The organism is Oceanicoccus sp. KOV_DT_Chl, assembly GCF_900120175.1.
GTDB lineage: Bacteria > Pseudomonadota > Gammaproteobacteria > Pseudomonadales > Dasaniaceae > Oceanicoccus.
The window spans coordinates 14,365-39,479 of record NZ_FQLF01000007.1; the positions used below are offsets into that span (position 1 = coordinate 14,365).

24 protein-coding genes and 1 pseudogene are annotated in these 25,115 nt (G+C 46.5%); 11 read left to right on the forward strand and 14 right to left on the reverse strand.

Annotated elements, in window-relative coordinates; all coding sequences use genetic code 11:
• Nucleotides 1–127: 127 nt before the first annotated feature.
• A complete protein-coding gene (gene folE / locus UNITIG_RS21335) occupies nt 128–673 on the forward strand; it encodes a GTP cyclohydrolase I FolE (protein ID WP_200821416.1) in 546 nt (181 codons plus the stop codon).
• Nucleotides 674–697: 24 nt separating this feature from the next.
• Here folE and UNITIG_RS21340 read toward each other — a convergent pair whose 3' ends face one another.
• From UNITIG_RS21340 to UNITIG_RS21350, 3 genes are all read right to left on the reverse strand, one after another.
• Entirely contained in the window at nt 698–1,150 is a 453-nt protein-coding gene (locus tag UNITIG_RS21340; RefSeq protein ID WP_101760368.1) for a nuclear transport factor 2 family protein, read from the reverse strand.
• A gap of 69 nt (nt 1,151–1,219) precedes the next feature.
• Nucleotides 1,220–2,017, reverse strand: coding sequence for an oxidoreductase (locus UNITIG_RS21345; RefSeq protein ID WP_200821409.1), 798 nt, complete (start codon nt 2,015–2,017; stop codon nt 1,220–1,222).
• A gap of 15 nt (nt 2,018–2,032) precedes the next feature.
• The gene (locus UNITIG_RS21350) at nt 2,033–3,271 is read right to left on the reverse strand and encodes a hypothetical protein (protein WP_101760369.1); all 1,239 of its coding nucleotides are present in this window, start codon (nt 3,269–3,271) and stop codon (nt 2,033–2,035) included.
• A 98-nt stretch (nt 3,272–3,369) separates the two neighbouring features.
• On the opposite strand from UNITIG_RS21350, the gene UNITIG_RS21355 reads away from it, so the two are divergent.
• Together UNITIG_RS21355 and UNITIG_RS21360 are read left to right on the forward strand one after the other, a co-directional pair.
• The gene (locus tag UNITIG_RS21355; RefSeq protein ID WP_101760370.1) at nt 3,370–4,506 is read left to right on the forward strand and encodes an MFS transporter; all 1,137 of its coding nucleotides are present in this window, start codon (nt 3,370–3,372) and stop codon (nt 4,504–4,506) included.
• Nucleotides 4,473–4,703: a hypothetical protein gene (locus UNITIG_RS21360; RefSeq protein WP_101760371.1), complete on the forward strand. Its 231-nt coding sequence runs from the start codon at nt 4,473–4,475 to the stop codon at nt 4,701–4,703. Before UNITIG_RS21355 ends, UNITIG_RS21360 begins: the two co-directional genes overlap by 34 nt.
• A gap of 34 nt (nt 4,704–4,737) precedes the next feature.
• Here the strand turns inward: UNITIG_RS21360 and UNITIG_RS21365 are convergent, their stop codons facing one another.
• From UNITIG_RS21365 to htpG, 4 genes are all read right to left on the reverse strand, one after another.
• Nucleotides 4,738–5,592, reverse strand: a complete 855-nt coding sequence (locus UNITIG_RS21365) for an alpha/beta fold hydrolase (protein WP_101760372.1) — start codon at nt 5,590–5,592, stop codon at nt 4,738–4,740.
• Nucleotides 5,592–6,071 carry a phosphohistidine phosphatase SixA gene (gene sixA, locus UNITIG_RS21370; protein ID WP_101760373.1) on the reverse strand — a complete coding sequence of 160 codons (480 nt, stop codon included), beginning with the start codon at nt 6,069–6,071 and terminating at the stop codon, nt 5,592–5,594. Before sixA ends, UNITIG_RS21365 begins: the two co-directional genes overlap by 1 nt.
• Before the next feature lie 54 nt (nt 6,072–6,125).
• Nucleotides 6,126–7,142, reverse strand: coding sequence for an NAD(P)H-dependent glycerol-3-phosphate dehydrogenase (locus tag UNITIG_RS21375; protein ID WP_101760374.1), 1,017 nt, complete (start codon nt 7,140–7,142; stop codon nt 6,126–6,128).
• Between the two features lie 137 nt (nt 7,143–7,279).
• Nucleotides 7,280–9,208, reverse strand: coding sequence for a molecular chaperone HtpG (gene htpG, locus UNITIG_RS21380; RefSeq protein ID WP_101760375.1), 1,929 nt, complete (start codon nt 9,206–9,208; stop codon nt 7,280–7,282).
• 189 nt (nt 9,209–9,397) lie between these two features.
• Here htpG and UNITIG_RS21385 point away from each other — a divergent pair, with 189 nt between their 5' ends.
• The 8 genes from UNITIG_RS21385 to UNITIG_RS24755 all read left to right on the forward strand — a co-directional run bounded on the left by UNITIG_RS21385 (nt 9,398) and on the right by UNITIG_RS24755 (nt 14,268).
• On the forward strand, nt 9,398–10,261 hold the full coding sequence (locus UNITIG_RS21385; protein ID WP_101760376.1) for a DMT family transporter: 864 nt from the start codon (nt 9,398–9,400) through the stop codon (nt 10,259–10,261).
• Nucleotides 10,262–10,274: 13 nt separating this feature from the next.
• Complete coding sequence (locus UNITIG_RS21390) at nt 10,275–10,634, forward strand: HopJ type III effector protein (RefSeq protein WP_101760377.1); 360 nt, start codon at nt 10,275–10,277, stop codon at nt 10,632–10,634.
• A 351-nt stretch (nt 10,635–10,985) separates the two neighbouring features.
• Nucleotides 10,986–11,156, forward strand: coding sequence for a hypothetical protein (locus UNITIG_RS23200; protein WP_159931254.1), 171 nt, complete (start codon nt 10,986–10,988; stop codon nt 11,154–11,156).
• Between the two features lie 84 nt (nt 11,157–11,240).
• Complete coding sequence (locus UNITIG_RS24735) at nt 11,241–11,996, forward strand: DUF1254 domain-containing protein (RefSeq protein WP_235015563.1); 756 nt, start codon at nt 11,241–11,243, stop codon at nt 11,994–11,996.
• Between the two features lie 395 nt (nt 11,997–12,391).
• Entirely contained in the window at nt 12,392–12,700 is a 309-nt protein-coding gene (locus UNITIG_RS24740) for a DUF1214 domain-containing protein (protein WP_369809250.1), read from the forward strand.
• Nucleotides 12,701–12,758: 58 nt separating this feature from the next.
• Entirely contained in the window at nt 12,759–13,442 is a 684-nt protein-coding gene (locus tag UNITIG_RS24745; protein WP_235015564.1) for a DUF1254 domain-containing protein, read from the forward strand.
• Nucleotides 13,403–13,813 carry a hypothetical protein gene (locus UNITIG_RS24750; RefSeq protein ID WP_235015565.1) on the forward strand — a complete coding sequence of 137 codons (411 nt, stop codon included), beginning with the start codon at nt 13,403–13,405 and terminating at the stop codon, nt 13,811–13,813. Before UNITIG_RS24745 ends, UNITIG_RS24750 begins: the two co-directional genes overlap by 40 nt.
• The gene (locus UNITIG_RS24755; RefSeq protein WP_235015566.1) at nt 13,765–14,268 is read left to right on the forward strand and encodes a DUF1214 domain-containing protein; all 504 of its coding nucleotides are present in this window, start codon (nt 13,765–13,767) and stop codon (nt 14,266–14,268) included. The genes UNITIG_RS24750 and UNITIG_RS24755 overlap by 49 nt, the downstream gene beginning before the upstream one ends.
• A 77-nt stretch (nt 14,269–14,345) precedes the next feature.
• Here the strand turns inward: UNITIG_RS24755 and sucD are convergent.
• The 7 genes and pseudogenes from sucD to sdhA all read right to left on the reverse strand — a co-directional run bounded on the left by sucD (nt 14,346) and on the right by sdhA (nt 25,109).
• Nucleotides 14,346–15,217, reverse strand: a pseudogene (gene sucD / locus UNITIG_RS21405) (succinate--CoA ligase subunit alpha).
• Nucleotides 15,217–16,383 carry an ADP-forming succinate--CoA ligase subunit beta gene (gene sucC / locus UNITIG_RS21410; protein WP_101760378.1) on the reverse strand — a complete coding sequence of 389 codons (1,167 nt, stop codon included), beginning with the start codon at nt 16,381–16,383 and terminating at the stop codon, nt 15,217–15,219. Before sucC ends, sucD begins: the two are co-directional and overlap by 1 nt.
• Before the next feature lie 311 nt (nt 16,384–16,694).
• On the reverse strand, nt 16,695–18,134 hold the full coding sequence (lpdA, locus tag UNITIG_RS21415; protein WP_200821417.1) for a dihydrolipoyl dehydrogenase: 1,440 nt from the start codon (nt 18,132–18,134) through the stop codon (nt 16,695–16,697).
• Between the two features lie 84 nt (nt 18,135–18,218).
• Nucleotides 18,219–19,421: a 2-oxoglutarate dehydrogenase complex dihydrolipoyllysine-residue succinyltransferase gene (gene odhB, locus UNITIG_RS21420; RefSeq protein ID WP_101760380.1), complete on the reverse strand. Its 1,203-nt coding sequence runs from the start codon at nt 19,419–19,421 to the stop codon at nt 18,219–18,221.
• 35 nt (nt 19,422–19,456) lie between these two features.
• A complete protein-coding gene (locus tag UNITIG_RS21425; protein ID WP_101760611.1) occupies nt 19,457–22,297 on the reverse strand; it encodes a 2-oxoglutarate dehydrogenase E1 component in 2,841 nt (946 codons plus the stop codon).
• Nucleotides 22,298–22,611: 314 nt separating this feature from the next.
• Nucleotides 22,612–23,319, reverse strand: coding sequence for a succinate dehydrogenase iron-sulfur subunit (locus tag UNITIG_RS21430; RefSeq protein WP_101760381.1), 708 nt, complete (start codon nt 23,317–23,319; stop codon nt 22,612–22,614).
• Nucleotides 23,320–23,339: 20 nt separating this feature from the next.
• Nucleotides 23,340–25,109 carry a succinate dehydrogenase flavoprotein subunit gene (gene sdhA, locus UNITIG_RS21435; protein ID WP_200821411.1) on the reverse strand — a complete coding sequence of 590 codons (1,770 nt, stop codon included), beginning with the start codon at nt 25,107–25,109 and terminating at the stop codon, nt 23,340–23,342.
• Nucleotides 25,110–25,115 lie beyond the last annotated feature (6 nt).

The window sequence follows — 25,115 nt, forward strand, 5'->3', positions numbered from 1 at the left end:
TATCGCTGCCTCACAGCCTGTCCTTCCAAGCTCAGCCTACTCAAAAGCGATTAAATTAACAGGAACTGCCGTGGCCCAACCTATCAAGCAAGACTCAATAGAAACCCCTGCGTCCACCATCGAGAAAATGGAACAATCCTTTGCCACTATTATTGATGGCGTAGGTGAAGACCTAACACGCGATGGTCTTTTAGACACGCCTAAGCGCGCAGCAAAGGCGATGCAGTTTTTAACGCGTGGCTATCAGCAAAGTGTAGAAGAAGTCGTCAACGGTGCGTTATTTGAATCAGACGCCAATGAAATGGTATTGGTTTCCAATATTGAGCTTTATTCGATGTGTGAACATCACATGCTGCCTTTCATCGGCAAATGTCATGTCGGCTATATCCCCAATGGCAAGGTGTTAGGCCTATCTAAAATTGCTCGCATTGTTGATGTATTTGCCCGGCGTCTACAGATACAGGAAAATCTCACTTCCCAAATAGCACAATCAATTATGGATATTACTGGCGCGGAAGGGGTGGGTGTCATTATTGAAGCGAAACATATGTGCATGATGATGCGCGGCGTGGAAAAACAGAATTCGCAAATGCGGACGTCATCACTCCTTGGTTCTTTTCGTAGTGATGAAAAAACGCGCCATGAGTTTTTAGCGCTGGTCAGACCGCGTTAGCTATGCCGGGTTATTTAACTGATTTCAGCTCAGCGCACTACTGTCATACAGCAAGTGCGCGGATAAATCCCCCAGCAAATCCACATACATTTCTCGACGACTAAACCGCCACTCCCCTGCAACCTTCTTAAACTCATCGCGATAGCGACCGCTAATAATTACCTGTAGCGGTAAATTTTCGGTAGCTTGTAGCACCGAATAATAGGCTCGTGATGTTGCCGTCAGACCATCCGCTGCAACTTCAATAATAACATTGGTGGTAACATGCTTGGTTTTTGGGTTAGCAGTATCAGCATAAAGCCGCGTTGATTGCTGATACATTTTTAATACTTCATCATAGCCTGCACGACGGCTGTTCATTGCCGGGGCTACAATTTCTGCATCACGAAATAATTCAGCAACCGTTTCCAACTCACCGGCATCAATCGCTTCTGCATAACGATAAATCAGATTTTCAATATGACGGCTATCATCCATAGCAGTATTCCTTCTTACATTATTATTCGGCGGGAAAATCCACTGCCAGTGTGGTCGCTTCCCAAGTAGCTAATTGTTCAAGCTGCGCCTCCAGTTTTTCACGATAACTCGCCAACACGCCGCCCCCAATAACAACTGTGGCGGCGGCGTCACCATCGTTGCCAACATCAAAAAAGTTTGCGCCGCGCGCACCGGGTCACCCGGTTGCTTGCCATCATAAGCGGCAATCATGTCAATCCGACTGGCTACCTGCTGCTGGTAATCAGCAATCGTGTTTTGTGTACGCTGCATCGATCGCCCGGACCAATCTGTACGAAACGCACCAGCCTGCACTGAACTGACAAAGATGTTAAAGGGCGCCACCTCTTTCCCTAGCGCTTCCATCATTCCTTCCATCGCGTATTTGGACGCGCTGTAATAACCGGTACCCGGATTCGCCATAATCCCGGCCTGTGAAGAATTATTAATAATACGACCACTGCGTTGCTTGCGCATATACGGCAACACTGCTTTAGTCAGCACAAGTGCACCGAAAAAATTGGCTTCGAACATTGCCCGCACTTGATCGTCCTCGCCCTCTTCAATCGCTCCTACATAACCATAACCCGCATTATTCACCAGCACATCGATTCGACCGAAATGTTCCAAAGTTGCTGCCACTGCCGCATGAATTTGTTGGCTATCCGTAACGTCTAACGCCACGGCAATGCTGCGCTGAGGATAACGTTGACAAATATCTTCTATCGCCGTGGTGTTTCTGGCCGTCACTACCACGCGAGCACCGGCCGCCAATGCCGCCAACACAATCTCACGACCAAAACCACTAGAGCACCCTGTCACCAACCATACCTGTTCACTAAGCTCCATATAGTCCCCCTTCAATTAAGCCAAACGCCATTGGTAGCTTGCAGCCCGCGCGACCAACTGCTGCTGCCGTTGTTCAAGAGTAAAAACAGGCTGACCAGCCCTTTCATTATTAAATTCGGTGATAGTCAACAAGCGCGACTTAACCCCTAAACTCTCACCGGCCTGATCATTGACAAACTCCGCCCAGCGAAGCGTTAAAATACCTTCAGTCATATCACTGGGATCTAACCAATTGGCTACACCTGGATCATGCAAAGCCAGCACGAACTGATAACTACCATCAGCATTTGCTATCGATTGCGCCTGATTTAAACAGCCATTGCGCTCAACAATTTCATTGCTGGTGCCCCACAAATTGGTAATTGGCGCAATAAAATACTCTGCTCCCCCCATGTCAATATCCAGCACAATAACGTGATCATGACTTGGCAATACAAAATGCCCCATTATATAAACCTGATTTCGCAACGCACCGTCAGTATCACGATCAATTGTAAAACTGAAATCATTAGGCGCTCTATTCATTGCCTGGTTATTCCAGCGGGTAGTATTGGTTGCCCACTTCTGCATATACTCGGATGCTAACTGGATATCCTGTTGACGGCTGCGAGGTTCACGCTCCGCTGCGCCTACACGCTCCACCCGGAGTTCGTTCGGGCGGTCCAGTTGCCAATCGGCAATGACATCGCGAATATAAAATTCATGGGCAGTGTGATCGGTCTGGATATGGTTAGGGCGACTACCCGCTTCATCAGCATCAACGGTAATAGTAAAAAAACCGTCAGCATCTACTACCAGATCTTTACCTGATAACAAACCGACGGTGCGCATATCTTTATCCCAAAGGGTAAAATAATTTTCCAGCAATCGCCGCTTGGCAACGCGGCCATGAATTTGATAACGATGATCACCACTGATCGGAATCACTCGATAAACGCTATCAGGATTATCAATACCCCAACGTGAACCGGGAATTTGTATCTCATCCAAAGCATGCGCTAATCGGGTGATAGTGATCACTTTAGGATAGAGCGGATCCTGATTAAGCGCCCATATCACTGCGGCAAACATCACTTCCTCAAACGCAGCGTCAAAACAGGAAGCTGCCACCGCCGATGGTTTGGCTAAATCCAGCCAATAGTCATGTACTTGCTGGCGTACCTTAATCAGCTCAGGTGTATTAAATAATTCCACCGCATAGCGCTCATGCTGGCGTTGCTGCTCTGTATTAATTGGATTATTAGCTACCGACATAGATAAACCTTTTATTATTTTTGCTGTTACCATATGCAGCCAATATTAAAACAGTTAACCGCGATTTCAATTGATAATAACAAGGTGACAAATTGTTAATGCCACAGTCTAATTCTGAATACCCTCAACCGAGCCAGTCCTGGTACTTACTGGCAATTTTATTTCTGGCATATACTTTATCCTTTATTGACCGACAGATTATTACGCTGTTAGTCGCGCCGATAAGAGCTGACCTTGGCATTAGTGATTTTGAATTTAGCCTACTGCACGGTTTTGCCTTCGCCATCTTTTTTGCTCTGCTAGGCCTGCCAATAGGGCGCATGGCAGATAAACATAACCGCCGCAATATTATCGCCGCAGGTATATTGGTATGGAGTGTTATGACAGCGCTATGCGGTCTGGCGAAAAATTTCAGCCATTTATTTATTGCCCGGATGGGCGTCGGCGTTGGTGAAGCAACCTTAATGCCATCTGCTTATTCCATGCTGAGTGACGCCTTTCCACCAGACAAGCTTACTAAAGCCATCGCTATTTTTAGTCTCGGCGGACCATTGGGAACCGGCATAGCGTTAATTTTAGGAGGCGCCATCATTAACCTGATTGCCGATGCGGGCGAACTATCATTATTTGGCTGGCTCACCCTTAAACCATGGCAAAGTGCTTTTTTGATTGTCGGCATTCCAGGTATTCTCGTTGCAGCTATCATGCTCTCAGTTATCGAACCCAAACGACAAGGATTACTCATCCAACAACAAGAAACTTCGCTTGAAATCCCCATTAAACAAGTACTACACTTTTTTTTACAACACAAAGCTACCTATGGCGTGTTATTTATAGTTACCGCTTTTATGACGGCATTAAATGCCGGCTACCTGATGTGGTATCCCACTTTTTTAGTTCGCAACTTTCAGCAGCCTATTGCTGAAGCGGGTCAAAGTTTTGGTTTGTTGTTTATGGTTTTTGGCACGGCAGGAATATTTGCGGGCAGCAATCTGGCGACGTTTTTCAATAACAAAGGCTATGAAGATGCCAACATGCGGGTGATGGCAATTGCTACCAGCCTGGCATTGATACCATTTGTACTAAGTCCGTTAATGCCAACCATTGCAGGCGCCATGATAATGATGGCAATGGCAATCACCGCGACTCAAATGCTGGCCGCAGTGTGCGTTGCCTCCATTCAATTAATAACCCCAACCAAATGCGAGGACAAGCATCAGCCATCTTTATTTTAGGTGTTAATTTAATTGGTTTTGGCTTGGGGCCCAGCATCATCGCTTTTTTTACTGACTTTATCTTTAGCGATGACTTTGCACTACCCTACTCAATGGCAATGACGGCATTATTAATCGTACCGCCGAGCATGATCGCTTTCTGGCGCTGTTTAGGTGCCTATCGATTACACTTGTCCGAGTCCAACCAATGGCGCTAGACAAGCGCTTTACTGAATACAATGCAAGTTATGATCACTGATCATGTTTAACAAAAAATTCAGCGGCAATGCCGGCAATTTCAACGGCCTGCTGTTCCATGTGAAAATGATGACTACCATCCAGCATTTGAATATTTAATTGTTTATAGCTGTGTGCATAATCAATAAAACCCTGGCTAGCCCCCAAGCCGGCACGTGCAATTAATAATAAATTGGGTATAACCAATGCATCAACTATCGCCTGATTATGTGCAGCAGTCATTTTAACAACCGAGGCGGTAGTTAACCGGGGATCCGTGGTCCAGCCATATCCACCATCAACGGTCTGGATACCTCGTTCGACTATAGGTCTTGCAGTAGACTCTGGCATCATCGCCGCTTTGGCGCGAGCACTCACAGCCTGATCAACAGACTCATACAACGGCATTTTTTTTGTTCGCGCTCGACGTTGCTCGCGTAAGAAACTGCCCATTTGCCTGGCCGTATCAACGGCTTTTACTGGCTCAGGTAAAACTGCATCTAACATCATTAATGAGTGAACACGCTCAGGCATTGCAGCAGTCAGTAACATCGACATAATAGCGCCGCGGGAGTGACCTAGCAGATGAAATTTTTGCCAGCCCATGGCATCAGCAATAGCCAAAATATCCAATAAATCATCCCATATATTGTAAGTGGCCTGTAGGGATTTATGATCGCTGCGGCCATGACCGGCCATATCCATCGCAATAATATGACATTGATCAAGCAACGGCGCCAGTCGATCAAAACTTGCCGCATTATCCAACCAGCCATGACAGGCAATCACTTTTATGGGTGCCGCTGGCTGCCACTCTTTAGCGGTCAGCTGGTAACCATTAACATGAAATTTTCGTTCGATTGCAGACATCAGTAACTGACATCAAAAGTGGGCGCATGACGCAACCATAGCAAATCACAACAACCTGGCAGTGGCGACTCACACCGCAATAACGCCATTGATGCCGGAGCCATTGCCGAACCTGCGTGGGGCGTGCTATCCACCAGCGTGCCAATCAATGCACTAACCAAGGGCTGATGACTTACCAGTAATAAATTTTTCACCGATGCCTTTTGTAAATGATCAATAACTGTAACAGGATGATTATCGGGCGTAATAAAATCCTGAACTATTTGCGGCACCTGATTAAAAGCTTGCATCACTCGCTCTGTCGTTTGCCGAGTGCGAAGATAGGGGCTAAGCCAAACCAAATCAGGGCAAAAATTCTCAGTCAAAAGACATTGTCCCGCTTGCCCTGCCTGCCAGAGACCATTCTCGGTTAATGGCCTCTGGGTATCACTGGGCGCGTTCATACTCGCTTCGCCGTGACGCATAATTAAAATATTCATAGTATCGTCAAACCTTTATTAGCCAACACGTATTAGCCAACACGGAGCCGCGAATTATTTGACTGCAAACTCTACATCGCGGCTTTGCTCCGCAAACATTAATCCACCAATAACTTCTTCAATCGATTTGGCGTTATAAATAATATCGTAAAGTCCATTCACCAACGGCATATAGATACTCAAGTCCTCAGCCTGCTGCTTAAGTAATTTGAGGGTATTAACGCCTTCTGCAACCTGACCCAGCTCAGCTACAATTTGTTCCAGATTTTTTCCCTGACCCAGCTCATAACCAACACGGTAATTACGACTCAAGGGGGACATACAGGTTGCGATTAAGTCCCCTACCCCGGACAAACCCAAAAACGTCATCGGATCAGCCCCTTTTTGCACAGCGAAGCGACTCATCTCTGCCAGGCTTCGGGTCATCAGCATACTGATCGTGTTCTGCCCCGTTCCCATCGCCGCGGCAAGGCCTGCGATAATGGCATAGACATTTTTTAATGCACCGCCTAACTCAACACCAAAAACATCGGTACTGGCATAAACACGAAAGGTACCGCTATGCAGTAATGATTGTACGGTTTCTTTTAACGCTTCATTTTTACTGGCAATGACTGTGGCAGTAATTTGATTAGCGGCAATCTCTTTAGCCAAGTTTGGCCCACTTAGAACGCCAATTCGGGCCTGTGAAATTTCTTCCGCTAACACCTGACTCATCAATTTAAAACCATCAGGCTCAATACCTTTGGTGGTACTCACCACAATAATATCGTTAGCCAGATGCGAACTCAGTTCGCGAGCAACCTGACGGGAAGAGTGGCTGGGTACCGCCATAAAAATAATATCGCAGCCAGCAACCGCAGCAATTAAATCATCGGTTGCATGCAATAAAGGATTCAAGGCATAGCCGGGTAAGTAATCAGAATTCACATGATCGCGATTGATTTCATCCGCACGCTTGGCATTACGCAACCACAGGTTAACCCGATGATTGTTATTGGCCATGATATTGGCAATGACAGTGCCGAAACTTCCGCCGCCTAAGACGGCTATCTGGTGGCGCTGGCTCATAAATATAGCCCTGATATTATTAATGGATTAAGGACTGAACTAGTGTAAAGGAGACTAGCACGATGAGCCACCACAAAACCACCTGCCCTACGGAGTAACCTAATACACCGCAGAACAGATAGTGGAGTACTCGCTTGTTAGTGACTTAATTCAAGCAATAACTTATTCAAGCGATGTACATAGGCTGCTGGGTCTTCAAGTTGACCACCTTCAGCAAGGGTTGATTGATCAAACAGGATTTCAACCAAATCGGCAAAACGATCTTCATCACTTTCATGATCCAACTTCTGCACCAGTGAATGCTCAGGGTTAAGCTCAAAAATCGGCTTACTCTCGGGTATTGATTGACCGGCTTGTTCCAGGATACGACGCATTTGTGCACCCATATCAGCTTCGCCAACCACCAGACACGCTGGCGAGTCAGTTAAACGATTGGTGACGCGCACCTCTTCAACTTTTGCTTCCAGGATTTTTTTAACCCGCTCAACCAAATCCTTGTTATCGGTTTCCAGTTTTTCCTTTTCTTTTTTATCCGCTTCGTCTTCCAGTGCGCCCAGATCCAAAGCTCCTTTACCTACATCCTGAAACTGCTTGCCGTCAAAGTCCATCAAGTGACCCATTAACCACTCATCAACACGATCAAACAAGACTAAAACTTCGATGCCTTTCTTACGGAATACCTCAAGGTGTGGGCTCTTATTACCCGTAGTAAAGTTTTCAGCAGCCACATAAAAGATTTTCTCCTGCCCTTCTTTCATGCGACTTACATAATCTTCCAACGACTGATCCTGCACCTCACTATTTGTGTGGGTAGAAGCAAAACGGAATAGCTTGGCAATCTTTTCTTTGTTGGAGAAGTCTTCCGAGGGGCCTTCTTTTAATACCTGACCAAACTCATTCCAGAACGATTGATACTGCTCTGGCTCATTTTTTGCCATTTTAGCCAGCATATCCAATACCCGCTTGGTCAGTGCTGATTTCATTGACTCAACAGCAGGGTCTTGTTGTAAAATTTCGCGAGAAACATTCAACGACAAGTCATTGGAATCGACGACACCTTTAATAAACCGCAGATATAAAGGCAAGAACTGCTCAGCGTCATCCATAATAAAAGTGCGCTGCACATACAATTTTAAACCGCGCGAAGCATCGCGATTCCACATATCAAAAGGCGCTTTTTTAGGCACGTATAGCAAGCTGTTATATTCCAACTTACCTTCAACTTTATTGTGGCTCCAGGTTAACGGCGCCTCAAAATCATGGGAAACATGCTTATAAAATTCGTTGTATTCATCATCAGACACCTCACTGCGCGAACGAGTCCACAATGCAGTGGCATCATTAATCGTTTCAAATTCTGGCTCTGTAGGTTTTTCAACAGCTTTTGGTTTACCTTCTTCGTCATACTCTGGCGTAATTTCTTTTTCCATCATTACCGGCAGTGAAATATGATCGGAATATTTTTTCACGACAGAGCGAATACGCCAACTGTCAGCGAAATCCAGGCTATCGTCACGCAGATGCAAAACGATAGTGGTACCACGGGTTTCTTTCTCAATAGGCTCTACACTAAAGTCTGCTTCACCGGTGGATTCCCAGTGCACACCTTCAGTTTTATCCAGGCCCGCACGGCGAGTCAGCACTTCAACGCGATCTGCAACAATAAAAGCTGAATAAAAACCTACACCAAACTGGCCAATTAATTGTGAATCTTTCTTCTGGTCGCCGCTCAGCTTGCTCATAAATTCGGCGGTACCCGACTTGGCGATGGTGCCTAAATGAGAGATCACATCATCTTTGGACATACCTACACCATTATCGGCAATGGTGATGGTCTTGGCGTCCTTATCAAAAGTGATGGTAATTTTTAACTCGGAGTCATTTTCATACAAACTACCGTCAGAAAGTGCTTCAAAACGTAATTTGTCAGCTGCGTCTGACGCATTGGAAATCAACTCCCGCAGGAATATCTCTTTGTTGCTGTATAGCGAATGGATCATTAACTGAAGCAGTTGCTTGGCTTCAGTTTGAAAGCCCATAGTTTCTTTCGCAGTGGCTGTGGTCATTAGTCTAGCTCCTACCATCGTACTTTTTAGTTCTGGGTTTGATGTTCATTAACACTCAGGCGCATTATGGCCAGAAGATTAACTGCATATGGGGGTTAACAACGAGAATTCAAGGGCATTTAGCCTAACAACTGCGTACAATACGCGGTCTTAGTGAATAACTGATAATCGCCGCAAAACTACTAGCCAATGCAATTCCAGCCACCTGAACAAAATTTCATCAAAGGCATTAGCCTTGGCATCATGACGGTGGCAATAGGCAGCTGCGTGGGCGCCATCGGTAAGCACCTCACCACCCTTGTTGATATTTCGGCCATTGTATTATTTCAGTATCTCATTTGTTTTCTGTTCACCTTGCCATGGATCATCAAGCACGGCCCTACAGCATTAACAACAGCCCACCCATGGCAGCATATTATTCGCGGCGTCAGTGGCTGCCTGTGCTTTTATACCTATTACGTCGCACTTAAATATATTCCGCTGGTTGACGCGTCATTACTTCGCAATACCGCACCATTAGTGGTGCCCTTAATTTTGTTTATAGGCTTTCATGCAGCTATCCCTAAAGTTCGCTGGCTACCCTTAATAATCGGATTTATTGGTATTGCCGTTATTTTACGCCCCGCTCAACAGGGTTTGAGCTTATGGCATTTAGTTGGATTCTCGTCTGGCGTTGGTTTGGCAATATCCATGGTATTTACCCGTGTACTGGCGCAGCATGAACCTGAGAGCCGTATTCTGTTTTATTATTTTTTCATCTCACTGTTATTTGTCGTACCTTTTTTTGCTTTTAACTACGCGCCGATACCAATGGCAGCTCTACCCTGGTTAATTCTGGTAGGAGTCGCCATGTATTTTACTTTTATTTTATATACCCGTGCCTACGCCTATGTAAACGCGTCGGTAGTGGCGCCAACCAGTTATTTCGCGGTGGTTTTTGCCGGTATTCTCGACTGGATTTTTTGGGATCACTTCCCCGATATCTGGACGTTAGTCGGCATCACGCTGGTAATACTAGGCGGTCTACTGCTACTCCGGCTAGGCGATAAATAAACGAGAGGACCCAATGAGCATCGAACACTTTCTAAAACAATTACAGCAACACCCGGATAGCATAGAATTTGATCAAACGATGAATGTTATTGGCCAGCATTTCGACTATTCACCCAGTCGCTTTACTAATGGCCCAACAGTAATCAATGAGGCCGGGACCAACGAAGGCTCCTGCAAAATATTCGCCTTTGCCCAACTGATGAATCTGGATCAGAGCAGCACTCTGGCCTGCTTTGGTAAATTCTATCGGGAAGAAGTATTACAACAACCAAACGCTGATAATCACGGTAATATCCGCGCATTTATGCAATATGGATGGGAAGGTATACATTTTCATACGACAGTACTCACGCCAGTCCAGGCTGCGTTTTAAACAAATTGTATACCCGACCTTACGACGACTACACTTTAGATCCATCTAAAGCTTTTTGACTGTACAAGAATCCAGCATGAGTACATATATTTATGCCACTCACAGAGGCTGTAATACCCAACAATCTAACGCCAAAGAAAACACTATACCCCCCTATATTTCATAGGGTATATTGAGCGACACGACTAGCAACAATAAAACTCTAGTCAAAGGCAGCTCATTCGGTGAATCACTCGCGCCTCCGCCACCTTATTTCTTAATCATGACATCAATGCTGAAGCCATATTAAATCAGCAAACAAAGGACCCGGTTAGCTCAGGCTGACCCTTAAAATATACGATAGGACAAATCATGTCGTTAATATTATCACTGCTGATAGCCGTAATGATCGGAGTCTACTCATCTGCGGCTATCGCCAATGAACTGCCACCCGAAACATGCCATTCCGCGCCCTTAAATTACCAAGTCGCTGCAGTAAACGCTGCCAAGCCCAACTTACACAAAAAATCCAAGCGGCTTTAGGTCGAGCTAAATTTTTAAAATAGTGTCAATCAGCTCTAACAAGATAGCTTAATCGAGATCACCACTTCACAAAGGATGTTTATCATGAAAGTACTTGGCAAGTTAACGATCAACACGACAATATTGATTGCGACGCTCTGCATAATCGCCTCCGCTCAGGCCGCACCTAAATTGGAAGAAGTCGCGGAACGCTCTTATCTCTATGGGCTGCAGCAGGCTATTTTCTATGGGCAACGCTGGATCTACACCCAGAACAACGTCAAAGACAACGAAATTTATTCCGGTATAAACCGGATTTTCTGGGTACGCAAGCAAATCACTCCCGACTTTCCGGTAGTGACACCGAATGCGACTACGCTGTATGGCTCAGGTTTTCTAGATTTAGAGGCAGGACCAGTCGTTATTGAAGTACCCGAAATTACTGATCGCTACTTTAGTGTCCAAGTGATGGACCAATATGGCATTTTTCGCATGATCGTGGGCTCACCTTTCAATGGCACCAGTGCGAGAAAATATATTCTGGTACCGCCCGGTTATGACAAGAACCTTCCTGCGAGTTTCCCTACTACCGATATCGTCCAATGGCAATCCAAGACCGCCTATATCGTAGTCCGCATGGCCGTTGAAACCGGCACGGATAAAGAAATTAAAACCATTAACCACCTTCAGGATCAAGTTACTACCACACCGTTAGCCCAATGGATCGCCAACGATTACAAGGGTTGGCACAGGCAGATACCAAAATACAACCTGGCAAATACATTATCCCCAAAGACTTGCCCGCCTATGCCATGGGGCAAGTGGACAAACAAACCGCTCAGCAATACTTCACACTGCTAAACATCATCCTCAACGACCCGACCATGACGCTATTACCCGACTCCGCACTGGAAGCTGAAATGTTAACGCAGCTTAAGGCCGTTAATATTGGCAAAGGTCTTAACTTTGATTGGTCAAAACTCTCCTCCAAACAACAAGCAGCGCTGGAAAACGGTTTCAAGGCTGGCTTTAACAGTGTACGCACCACCCTCAAAACCAATCTGATCAATATGAATGGCTGGGGCTCAGTTCGTAACGCCGGTGGCTTTGAAACACGCTGGATGGATCGCGCCGTTATTGCAGATGCCGCGTGGGCAGCACCAGATAAAAATATCTCCCATGCTGGTGCATTTCTATTCACTGATGCCGATGGCAATCCACTGAATGGCAAAAACAAGTACACAATGACTTTTGATATGAATGACCTGCCGCCGGTCACCCAATTCTGGTCAATCCCCCTGTACGACGCCAACGGTTACTTTGTCGCTAATGAAATCAATCGTTACACCATTAACAGCTTTATGCTGAAAGCCGGTGATTTGGTGGTCAAGGATGACAAGCTGGTTGTTTACATCCAGAAGGACAAGCCAACGGATCCCGATCAAGCCAAAAACTGGCTGCCAGCACCAGCTGATGGCATGCGTTTTACCGCTCGTTTTTACGGACCCTATACACCGTTAACCAACGGCAGCTACAACATGCCTAAAGCCATCAAAGTAAAGTAACCATAATCTGATAACAACTTATAGGTTTAACAATGAATCAAACACTCAGAGGATTACAATGAATATAGCAAATTCGTTCACCGCTATCCTGACAACAGCTGGTATAGCTTTATCGAGTTTCTCGATTGCCAATGCAGAGGTTAGCCAAAAAACACTTGACTCGATTTCTATTGCCGACAAACTCGAAACGCCCATCGGAAACCTTGAATTTTTTGATGGTGTCCCGACTGACGCCACTATAAATAAACTCTATGACAACCTCGATCGCTCACGGGGACTGGGCGTCTATCTTGATAATATGGGCGGTGTATCTATCAACGCCGTACTTGACGGTCTTAGCGCAGCGGGGGCCAATGCAAGTAATAAGGTTGCTTTGTTCGAGCAATTAATGGATTCGCAAACGCTGGTAGTGACCGCCAATACCTCGACGTTATACGCCTACGCAGGCACTGACCTCGGCAATGACGGGCCAACAGTTATTGAAGTCCCCCCTGGCATGCTGGGTTTCCTCGATGACGGTTGGCAGCGATTCGTCGGCAATATTGGCGTTACCGGCCCGGATAAAGGCAAAGGCGGAAAGTATTTGGTGCTCCCCCCGGCTATGACGGCAAAGTACCCAGTGGCTATTTTTTACTTAAACCTAAAACCCATCGTAACTTTCTGTTTCTGCGCGGCTCCATCAAAAAGGGGCTTGAACCTGCAGTGGCTAACATCAAGTCCGGGCTTAAAATTTATCCGCTGAAAGACGCAGCTAAACCCAAAGCCACTGAATTTATCAATGTCTCTGGGAAAGCTTTCAATACCGTTTTTCCCAATGACCTGGCTTATTTTGAAATTCTCAATGAAATGATTCAACGCGAACCACTGGATGCAATTGAGCCAGAAATGCGGGGGGCGATTGCCGCCATTGGTATCGTCAAAGGGCAGGCTTTTAAACCCGATGCGAGAATGAAACAACTGCTAATAGAGGCAGGCACACTAGGCAACGCCACCTCGCGCGCAATCACCGTGCAACCGCGCTTTGACGGTGTCGCCATCTACCCGATACTGACAGCGGTTGGACTATGGCCTACGCCAACAAAAACACCTCCTTCGAAGCAGACGGCGCGATGAATCTAAACGCAAGAACGCTGTTCTACTTTAACGCCGGTGGCGTGACGCCTGCAATGGCTGTGACTACGGCAGGAGCAGGCTCTGATTATGCATTGGCTTATCTTGATGCAAACAAAAAACCTTTCGATGGTGGCAAGACTTACAAACTCCATCTGCCGCCAAATGTTCCCGTTAACAATTTTTGGGCTGTAACTTTGTACGACACACAAACACGGTCACAGCTTCAAACCAGCCAACAGTTCCCAACCGTAGGCAGCCTCACGGAAGGCATGAAAAAAAACCAGGACGGCTCCTACGATGTATTTTTCGGACCCAAAGCGCCTGATGGAAAAACAGGTAATTGGCTAGCAACAATGCCCGGTAAGAGCTGGTTTATGATTCTAAGAATGTACGGCCCATTAGAACCATGGATCAATAAAAGCTGGCGGCCTAGTGAAATCGAACAGGTTAAATAGCCCAAGTGTTTAACGCATAACTTGTATAAACAAAAAAGGATGCCGAGGCATCCTTTTTTGTGCTATTTCAACAGTACTTACCAACCAGTGATCTCACTTAAGGCTTCACCGATATCTGCCAGACTGCGAACGGTCTTAACACCCGCATCTTGCAGCGCAGCGAACTTCTCATCAGCAGTACCTTTACCACCCGAGATAATCGCCCCGCGTGCCCCATACGCTTACCAGCAGGTGCAGTAACACCAGCAATGTAAGACACAACAGGCTTGGTTACGTTGGCTTTGATGTAAGCCGCTGCTTCTTCTTCAGCAGTACCACCGATTTCACCGATCATCACAATCGCTTCAGTCGCTGGATCGTTCTGGAACATTTCCAAAATATCGATAAAGTTAGAACCAGGAATTGGGTCGCCACCAATACCAACACAAGTAGACTGACCAAAACCGGCATCAGTCGTTTGCTTAACGGCTTCATAAGTCAAAGTACCAGAACGAGATACGATACCGACTTTGCCAGGCAAGTGAATGTGACCAGGCATAATACCGATTTTACATTCTCCAGGAGTGATAACACCTGGGCAGTTAGGTCCGATCAAACGCACACCTAGCTGATCGCACTTCACTTTACACTCCAGCATATCCAACGTTGGAATACCTTCAGTGATACATACGATCAATTTAATGCCGCCATTGGCCGCTTCTAAAATAGAATCTTTACAGAAAGGCGCAGGTACATAGATAACTGAGGCTTCAGCACCAGTCGCTGCAACAGCGTCAGCAACGGTGTTAAATACCGGCAGGCCTAAATGCTCTTGTCCACCTTTGCCTGGCGTAACACCACCAACCATTTTAGTACCATAAGCAATGGCTTGTTCTGAATGAAAAGTACCCTGAGAACCAGTAAAACCCTGACAGATGACTTTAGTATCTTTGTTAATTAGGATGCTCATTATTTGCCCTCCGCTGCTTTAACCACTGCATCGGCAGCTTCTTTCAAGCTGTTGGCAGCAATAATGTTCAAACCACTTTCAGCCAACAATTTTGAGCCCAGCTCAGCGTTGTTACCTTCCAGACGAACAACCACAGGGACTTCAACGCCCACTTCACCAACAGCACCGATGATACCCTCAGCGATTAGATCACAGCGGACAATACCACCGAAGATATTAACCAAAACGGCTTGTACAGTATCGTCAGACAGGATAATTTTAAACGCTTCTGATACGCGCTCTTTAGTGGCACCGCCACCCACATCCAGGAAGTTAGCAGGCTGGCCACCGTGTAACTTAACGATATCCATAGTACCCATCGCCAAGCCTGCACCGTTAACCATGCAGCCAATGTTGCCGTCTAGCGCAACATAGTTGAGCTCCCACTTAGCCGCTTGTGCTTCACGTGCATCTTCCTGCGAAGGATCGTGCATTTCTTTTAGCTTGGGCTGACGGTACATCGCATTGCTGTCAACGCCTAATTTAGCGTCCAGACAGTGCAAATTACCTTCGTCAGTAATGACCAGCGGGTTGATTTCAATCAACGCCAGATCCAGGTCCTGAAACAATTTGGCCAAGCCCATAAAGATAGTCACAAACTGTTTGATCTGAACGCCTTGCAGACCCAGTTTAAAAGCCAACTCGCGACCTTGATATGGCTGGGCGCCCGTCAATGGGTCGATTTCAGCTTTAAGAATTTTTTCAGGGGTCTCTTCCGCTACTTTTTCAATTTCCACACCACCTTCGGTAGATGCCATGAAAACAATACGGCGAGAAGAACGATCAACCACAGCACCCAGATACAATTCCTGATCGATGTCAGTACAAGACTCAACAAGAATTTTAGAAACTGGTTGGCCATTTTCGTCAGTCTGGTAGGTCACCAGATTTTTACCCAACCATTGTTGCGCAAAGGCTTTGATTTCGTCTTTGCTCGATACCAGCTTAACACCGCCCGCTTTACCGCGGCCGCCAGCGTGGACCTGAGCTTTAACTACCCACTTATCGCCGCCAATTTGATCAGCAGCTTGGGCTGCTTCCTCGGGTGTATCACAGGCATAGCCCTTTGACACAGGTAACCCATACTCAGCAAACAATTGTTTACCCTGATACTCGTGAAGGTTCATGTTGATTTACCATCTTGGTCTGTGAATTCAAGTTGGCTGCCGCACTAATAACAAGCGGCTAACCACTGTTTCGAATTAGGGCAAAAACCTGAAATTGCTTGAGAAGCTTAGCGCCCTAAATTCGGTGGCGTATTCTCCCGAATTTCACGCTCAACCGCAAATAAAAATGTAGAAGTTTCAGTAAATTAAGATTATAAGCCACAAAAGACAGCTGACATGGCCGCAAATGCAATACGGGGCGAACCATAATGACCCACCCCGCACTATTTCGATGCTCAAATGAAAAATGAACTGATTAAATTATAAGCACACTAGCGTTTTTTCTTATTAGGGATGTGAATGGCATGCCCCTCAACGGCCAGCGCAGCTTCATGTACAGCTTCGGACAATGTTGGATGACCAAACACAGTCAAGCCAATATCTTCAGCACTGGAGCCAAATTCCATAGCAATCACTACCTGCTGAACCAGATCTGCAGCGCTAGGGCCAATGATATGGCAACCGAGTATACGATCTGTCTCCGCATGCGCAATCATCTTCACAAAGCCATCACTATCGTTCGCTGCCAATGCACGACCACTGGCCACAAAAGGGAATACCCCGACTTTGTATTCAATGCCATCAGCTTTCAGCTGCTCTTCAGTTTGCCCTACCGCAGCAATTTCTGGATGGGTGTAAATAACACTGGGGATACAGTCATAATTCATTGCCGCTTTTTTACCGGCGATGCGCTCTGCAACCATCACCCCCTCTTCGGAACCTTTATGCGCTAACATCGGCCCTCGAACAATATCACCCACCGCAAAAACACCAGGCACTTCCGTTTCACAATGATCATTAACATAAATAAAACCGCGCTCAACCAAACGCACACCGCTATCCGCGGCCAGCAGGTTTTCACTCTGCGGACGTCGTCCGACCGCGACTACCAACTTATCAAACACTTCCTGCTTTTCACCATCCGCATCCTGATAGGTGACCGTGACCTTGCCGCCTTTTACTTCAGAAGCTGTGACTCTAGCCCCCAGACGAATATCCAATTTTTGTTTTTTGGTGAAAATACGCTGCGCTTCTTTTGCAACTTGTTGATCAACCGCTGGCAAAAATACGTCAAGCGCCTCAAGTACTACCACCTCCGCGCCTAAACGCGCCCATACACTGCCAAGCTCCAAACCAATCACGCCTGCACCAATAACACCCAGACGCTTAGGCACTTTTAAAAATTCCAATGCGCCCGTTGAATCTACAATCACATCCTGATCAATGGGAGCAGGCGGAATATCAATGGGCGCAGAACCTGCAGCAATAATAATATTCTCAGCGTCCAGTGTTGAAACGGAACCATCATCAGCAGTCACTTCTACTTTCTTACCTGCCAATACTTTACCAAAACCTTTGATTTCTTTAACACCATTAACCTTAAATAACTGGCCAATACCACCGGTCAACTGACCCACAATTTTATCCTTGCGGTCAATCATTTTCGCCACGTCCATGGATACACCTTTAGCAGCAATGCCATGAAATTTAAAATCATCTCTTGCTTCGGCAAATTTATGTGAGCTATCAAGTAAGGCTTTAGAAGGGATACAACCTACGTTTAAGCACGTACCACCCAAACCAGTCTTACCCAATTTATTAGTGCTCTTTTCAATACAGGCGACACTTAAACCAAGTTGAGCAGCGCGAATAGCCGCCACATAACCAGCGGGGCCAGAACCAATAACGACTACATCAAATTTTGACATGATAATTTCCTAATAAAATTTTGAAACAGCGCCTTGCGAAATTCACCCGGCGTAATATTTGCGATTGCAGGACTTACCCGAAGACCATTAAATTTCTAACAAAATTCGCGCGGGATCTTCCAGCAAATCTTTAATGGTTACCAAAAACTGCACCGCTTCTTTACCGTCAATAAGACGGTGATCATACGACAATGCCAAATACATCATCGGCAATATTTTCACTTCGCCATTCACCGCCATTGGCCGATCCTGGATTTTATGCATGCCCAGAATTGCTGTTTGTGGTGGATTAATAATTGGCGTAGACATCAGTGAACCAAACACGCCGCCATTGGTAATAGTAAACGTTCCGCCTTGCATATCATCAAGCGATAATTTGCCATCACGCGCACGCAGACCAAAATCGCGAATAGTATTCTCGACGGTTGCCAAGCCCATATTATCAACATCGCGTAATACAGGAACAACTAACCCCTTGTCAGATGAGACTGCCACACCCACATCCTGATAACCATGATAAACCACATCATCACCATCAATTGATGCATTCACTGCAGGGTAACGCTTTAACGCCTCACAGGCTGCTTTTACAAAAAACCCCATAAAGCCAAGACGGACACCATTATGGGTTTTTTCAAATAAATCTTTATATTGACTACGCAATGTCATTACCGGCTCCATATTGACCTCATTAAATGTGGTCAACATAGCGGTATTTTGGGTGGCATCTAACAACCGTTCAGCAATACGCTTACGCAAACGCGTCATAGGTACACGTTTTTCAATTTTTTCGCCGGCATCGAGCACAACCACCGGCGCAGCTACCACAGCTTTTGACACTGGCGCGACGACTGGGGCACTGGCCAAATGAGCCATCACATCTTCTTTGGTAACCAAGCCACCTTTACCGGTACCAACAACTGCCGCAGGCTCAACTTTATTTTCTTCGATCATCTTTCTTGCAGCTGGGCTAAGTTTTAAATCACTGGTAATTGGCTGAGGTTGAGCCGCAGTAACGGGCTGCTCAACAACAGCTGCCACAGTACCTGCCTCACCAGCGGCAAAAAGGCCTATCAACTCATTACTTAAAACCGTTTCGCCTTCGGCTTTAATAATTTCACTAATCACACCATCGGCTGGCGCGACAATCTCCAGCACAACTTTATCCGTTTCAATGTCAACAATCAGCTCATCGCGAGACACCGCCTCACCAGGCTTTTTGTGCCATGTCGCTACAGTGCCATCGGCAATGGACTCAGGAAATGCTGGCGCTTTAATATCAATGGTCATGTTCTTTCCTTTTATAAAATCTATCGCTAAAAATGTTATTGGACGCTAAAGCCTAGGGCATCGGCAATGACTTTTTCCTGTTGGGCGACATGCAATGCCATATAACCCGCTGCCGGCGAAGCTGATGCATCGCGGCCCGCATACTCCAAATATAAACTGGAATTATGGACATTAATGACTCGACGCATATGGTGCTGACTGGAGTACCAAGCGCCCTGATTCATCGGCTCTTCCTGACACCAGACAATCTCGGTTAAATTCGCATAAGGCGCTAACACGGCTTGCAACTCTTGTTCTGGAAATGGGTACAGCTGCTCCAGTCGAATAATTGCCACATGATTCATTTCCCGTTCACGACGTACTTCGCGTAAATCGTAATAAACTTTACCGCTGCACATGACGACTCGGGTTATTTGCTCTGCAGGTAACTCATCTGATTCAGGCAACACATTATAGAATTGACCATCAGCCAGATCCTCCAATGTGGAAACAGCATCTTTATGACGCAACAAACTTTTTGGTGACATCACGATTAATGGTTTGCGCAATGGCCGTAACGCTTGACGCCGCAACATATGAAACACCTGGGCCGGCGTTGTTGGCACGCAAACCTGAATATTATGCTCAGCACACAATTGTAAATAACGCTCTAACCGCGCCGACGAGTGCTCTGGACCCTGCCCTTCATATCCATGCGGCAACAACATAGTTAAACCACATAAACGCTGCCACTTATGCTCACCGCTGGCAATAAACTGATCGATAACCACTTGTGCACCATTAGCAAAATCACCAAACTGCGCCTCCCAAATCACTAACACATTCGGCATAGTGGTTGCGTAACCATATTCAAAAGCCAACACGGCTTCTTCTGACAGCAACGAGTCGTGAATAGTAAATCTGGGCTGACCTTCAGCAATATGTTGCAGCGGCACATAGATGCTTGCATCTTTTTGGTTGTGCAATACGGCGTGCCGGTGCGAGAACGTACCACGACCCACATCCTGCCCTGTTAAGCGGACCGGGTTGCCCGCATCAAGTATCGTGGCGTACGCTAATGTTTCAGCGTAACCCCAGTTGATCGGTGTTGCACCGGCGGTCATTTTATTGCGGTCTTCGTAAATTTTGGAAACCTGACGCTGAATAGGAAACCCTTCAGGAATGGTATTAATATTGGTGGCGATTTCCTGTAATTTCTTTAAATCAATGCGGGTATCAACGGTACAACTATTGTCATGACCAAGATACGGTGCCCAATCCACAAACAGTTTTTCATTCGGCTCATGGACTAAACACTTGGCAACATGAGCGCCGCTTTCTACTGCCTTGCGATAATTATCGATCAACTCACTATCAAACTCTTGCGTTACCACACCACCGGCAATCAAATGGTCGGCGTAAAGATCGCGAGTGGTACGCTGCACTTTAATTTGTTCATACATTAACGGCTGTGTACCGGATGGCTCATCCGCTTCATTGTGACCACGACGGCGGTAGCAAACCAGATCGATAACCACGTCTTTATTGAATTCCTGACGATAATCCACCGCCAACTGACTGACAAACAATACCGCTTCAGGATCATCTCCATTCACATGAAAGATCGGTGCCTGTACCATTTTTGCAATATCAGTACAGTATTCAGTAGAACGGGAATCTTCTCGTTTACTGGTAGTGAAGCCCACCTGATTATTGATCACCACATGAATAGTGCCACCGGTTTTGTAGGCACGAGTTTGTGACATTTGGAAAGTTTCCATGACCACACCTTGGCCAGCAAAAGCAGCATCACCGTGCAAAATAATTGGCACTACTTTTTTGCCAACAGGATCTTCGCGACGATCTTGCCTGGCCCGCACCGAGCCCTCAACTACTGGCGCGCCGATCTCCAAATGCGACGGGTTAAATGCCAATGCCAAATGCACTTCACCGCCCGGAGTGGAAACTGTTGATGAAAATCCTTGGTGGTATTTCACATCCGCCGAACCGGTATAGGCCGCTCGACCTTCAAACTCATCAAATAATTCAGAAGGGTTTTTACCCAACACATTGATCAACACATTGAGTCGGCCGCGGTGCGCCATGCTAATAACAATTTCTTTAGCCTTATAGGAACCGGTGCGCTGAATTAACTCATCCATCATTGGAATCAGACTTTCGCCACCTTCCAAACCAAAGCGCTTCACGCCTGGGTACTTTGAGCCTAACAATTTACCTAAGCCTTCTGCCGCAGTAAGACGCTCAAGCAAATGGATCCGAACATCTTTGCCATAGTTTGGTTTGGAGCGAACACTCTCCATGCGCTGCTGAATCCACTGCCGCTCTTCGGTTGCGACAATGTGCATAAACTCTGCGCCTACCGAGCCACAGTAAGTTTGATTGAGCGATTCGACAATTTCACTTAAGCTGGCCTGATCTTTACCAATGAATAAACTACCCGTCTGAAAATGGGTGTCCAGATCAGCCGCAGACAGCTGATGGTAATGCAAATCCAAATCCGGAACTGGCGGACGAACATGCAAATCCAATGGATCAAGGTCGGCTTGTTGGTGACCGCGCTGCCGATAAGCACTACACAATTGAATAACGCTAACCTGTTTACGCTCATGTTCAGTAACACTGCTGTCGCCGCCGAGTGACTGGTGTTTGATACGCGCTTTAGCGAGCTGGGCGAATTGATCACGCACAGTAGAATGCGGAATATCCTGACGGACATTACCATTGACCTGAGGTAGTTTTTCGAAGTAGGTGCGCCACTCTTCTGGCACATCATTAGGATTGAGCAAATAGGTTTCGTAGAGCTCTTCTACATAGGCGGCATTGCCACCGGAAATATGGGAGCTACCCCATAACACTTCCATTGAGCTTTCTTGCATTTTGTCAGCCTCGATAACACGTGCCACTGACAACGGGTTAATTCCCTGTCAGCAGACCTTTCGCGGGTAACGTAAAGGCCCATTAACGTGTTGGATATAGCAGTTAAATAAAAAGCACCGGTAAGGGCCAGTGCCATATCCGTATTTGAACTTTGTAATCATCTAAACAAAGTGTTATTCAAATAGACGGAAATCAGCATAAGTGTAGTTGAATCCTACACTTACGCTGCATTCCTAAATAAAAAACCAGGCTTTTGGCCGTTTTTTATTGCTTCTCGCCATCAGGGCAGATAGCGGGAAGTTGGGGGTTTAGCCTACGTGGCAGTGCTTAATAGCATATTGCGAATATGCCCGATTGCCTTGGTAGGGTTCAAGCCCTTAGGGCATACACTCACGCAGTTTTGAATGCCATGACAGCGAAAGACACTAAAGGGGTCATCCAGTTCGGCTAAGCGCTGCTCAGTGGCTGTATCACGACTGTCCGCCAAAAAGCGGTAAGCCTGCAATAAACCAGAGGGACCAATAAACCGATCGGGATTCCACCAGAACGACGGGCAAGCAGTAGAGCAACAGGCGCAGAGAATACACTCGTAAAGACCATCCAGCTTTTCGCGCTCTGCTGGAGACTGTAACCGCTCAATGGCGGGTGCTGGAGTATCATTGATCAGATAAGGCTTAACCTTTTCATATTGCTTGTAGAACAAGCTCATATCAACAACCAGGTCGCGGATCACTGGCAAGCCGGGCAATGGGCGCAGTACCAGTTGATTACCGCCCTTCATCGCTTCAGATAGCGGCATAATACAAGCCAAACCATTTTTGCCGTTGATGTTCATGCCATCTGAGCCACAAACACCTTCGCGACAAGAACGACGGTAAACTACAGTGGTATCCTGAGCCTTAATCAGCTCCAGCACATCCAATACCATCAGATCCTTACCACCGGTATCAACCTCGACGTCTTGCATGTAAGGCTCGGCATCGGTTTCCGGGTTATAACGATAAATACTTACTTTCAACATTATTTTCTATCCCCTTAACCTTAATAGGTACGCACTTTAGGCTGAAATGTGTCGACCGTTTTAGGCTTAAAGTTAACCGCACGCTTGCCTACGCTTTTATCGACCGGAAAGTAAATCGAATGGCATAACCAATTCTCGTCATCACGATCTTCAAAATCTTCACGGGCATGCGCACCACGACTTTCTTTGCGCTCTTCAGCAGCAATGGCCGTTGCTTCAGCAACCTCAAACAGGTTGTGCAATTCCAACGCTTCGATGCGTGCAGTATTGTATGCATTACTTTTATCTTCAAGGTAAGCATTTTCAATACGTGGGCGCAACTCAGCAAGCTTCTTAATACCTTCTTGCATAAAGTCACCTCGACGGAATACGCCAAAGTGATTCTGCATAATGTTTTGCAACTCTGCGCGCAACGCGGCAACACTTTCGCCACCCGTGGTATTATTCAACGCGGTTAAACGGGATGCGGCTGCTTCAATTTCTGCATCGGTAGCATCTTTCATTTCAATACCGGCACGTAATGACTTCTCAATATGCAATCCGGAAGCACGACCAAAGACCACCAAATCCAACAGTGAGTTACCACCCAAACGGTTGGCACCATGAACAGAAACACATGCCACTTCGCCGCAAGCATAAAGTCCGTTAATGACTTTATCGTTGCCTTCCGCATCGACCGTTAGCGCCTGACCATTAATATTAGTGGGAATACCACCCATCATATAATGACAAGTAGGAACTACTGGCACTGGCTCTTTAACAGGATCAGCGTGAGCAAAGGTACGTGACAGCTCACAAATGCCCGGCAAACGGCTTTCCAACACCTCTTCACCCAAATGATCGAGCTTCAAGTAAACGTGATCACCATTGGGCCCACAGCCACGACCTTCAATAATTTCCAGCGTCATCGAACGCGCTACCACATCGCGACCCGCCAAATCTTTTGCGTTTGGTGCATAACGCTCCATAAAACGCTCGCCATCTTTATTCACCAGATAGCCACCTTCACCACGACAACCTTCGGTTACCAGTACACCTGCACCCGCAATACCAGTGGGGTGAAACTGCCACATTTCTATATCCTGAACTGGCACACCGGCACGCAAGGCCATACCGATGCCGTCACCGGTGTTGATGTGAGCATTGGTGGTAGACGCATAAATACGCCCAGCGCCGCCAGTCGCTAAAACAGTCGCTTTCGATTTGATATGAACGACTTCACCGGTCTCAATACAAATAGCAATAACACCAGTGACATCACCGTCCTCGTTTTTAACCAGGTCTGTTGCATACCACTCGTTAAAGAAAACCGTTTCGTTCTTCAAATTGCCCTGATACAGGGTGTGCAATAAGGCATGGCCAGTACGGTCTGCTGCTGCACAAGTACGGGCCGCTTGACCGCCCTCACCAAAATTTTTCGACTGGCCACCAAAGGGGCGCTGATAAATACGACCCTCTTCAGTACGTGAAAACGGCAGACCCATGTGATCCAATTCAAACACCGCTTCAGGACCGACATTACACATATACTCAATCGCATCCTGGTCACCGATATAATCAGAACCTTTCACCGTGTCATACATATGCCAACGCCAATCGTCATTGGGGTCATCACTAGCGATTGCACAAGTAATACCACCTTGCGCAGATACCGTATGAGAACGTGTTGGGAATACTTTCGAGATAACTGCTGTTTTATAACCCGACTGGGACAATTGCAATGCCGCGCGCATACCTGCACCGCCACCGCCGACGATTACACCGTCAAAAGAAATAGTTCTAATAGTCATTCTTAC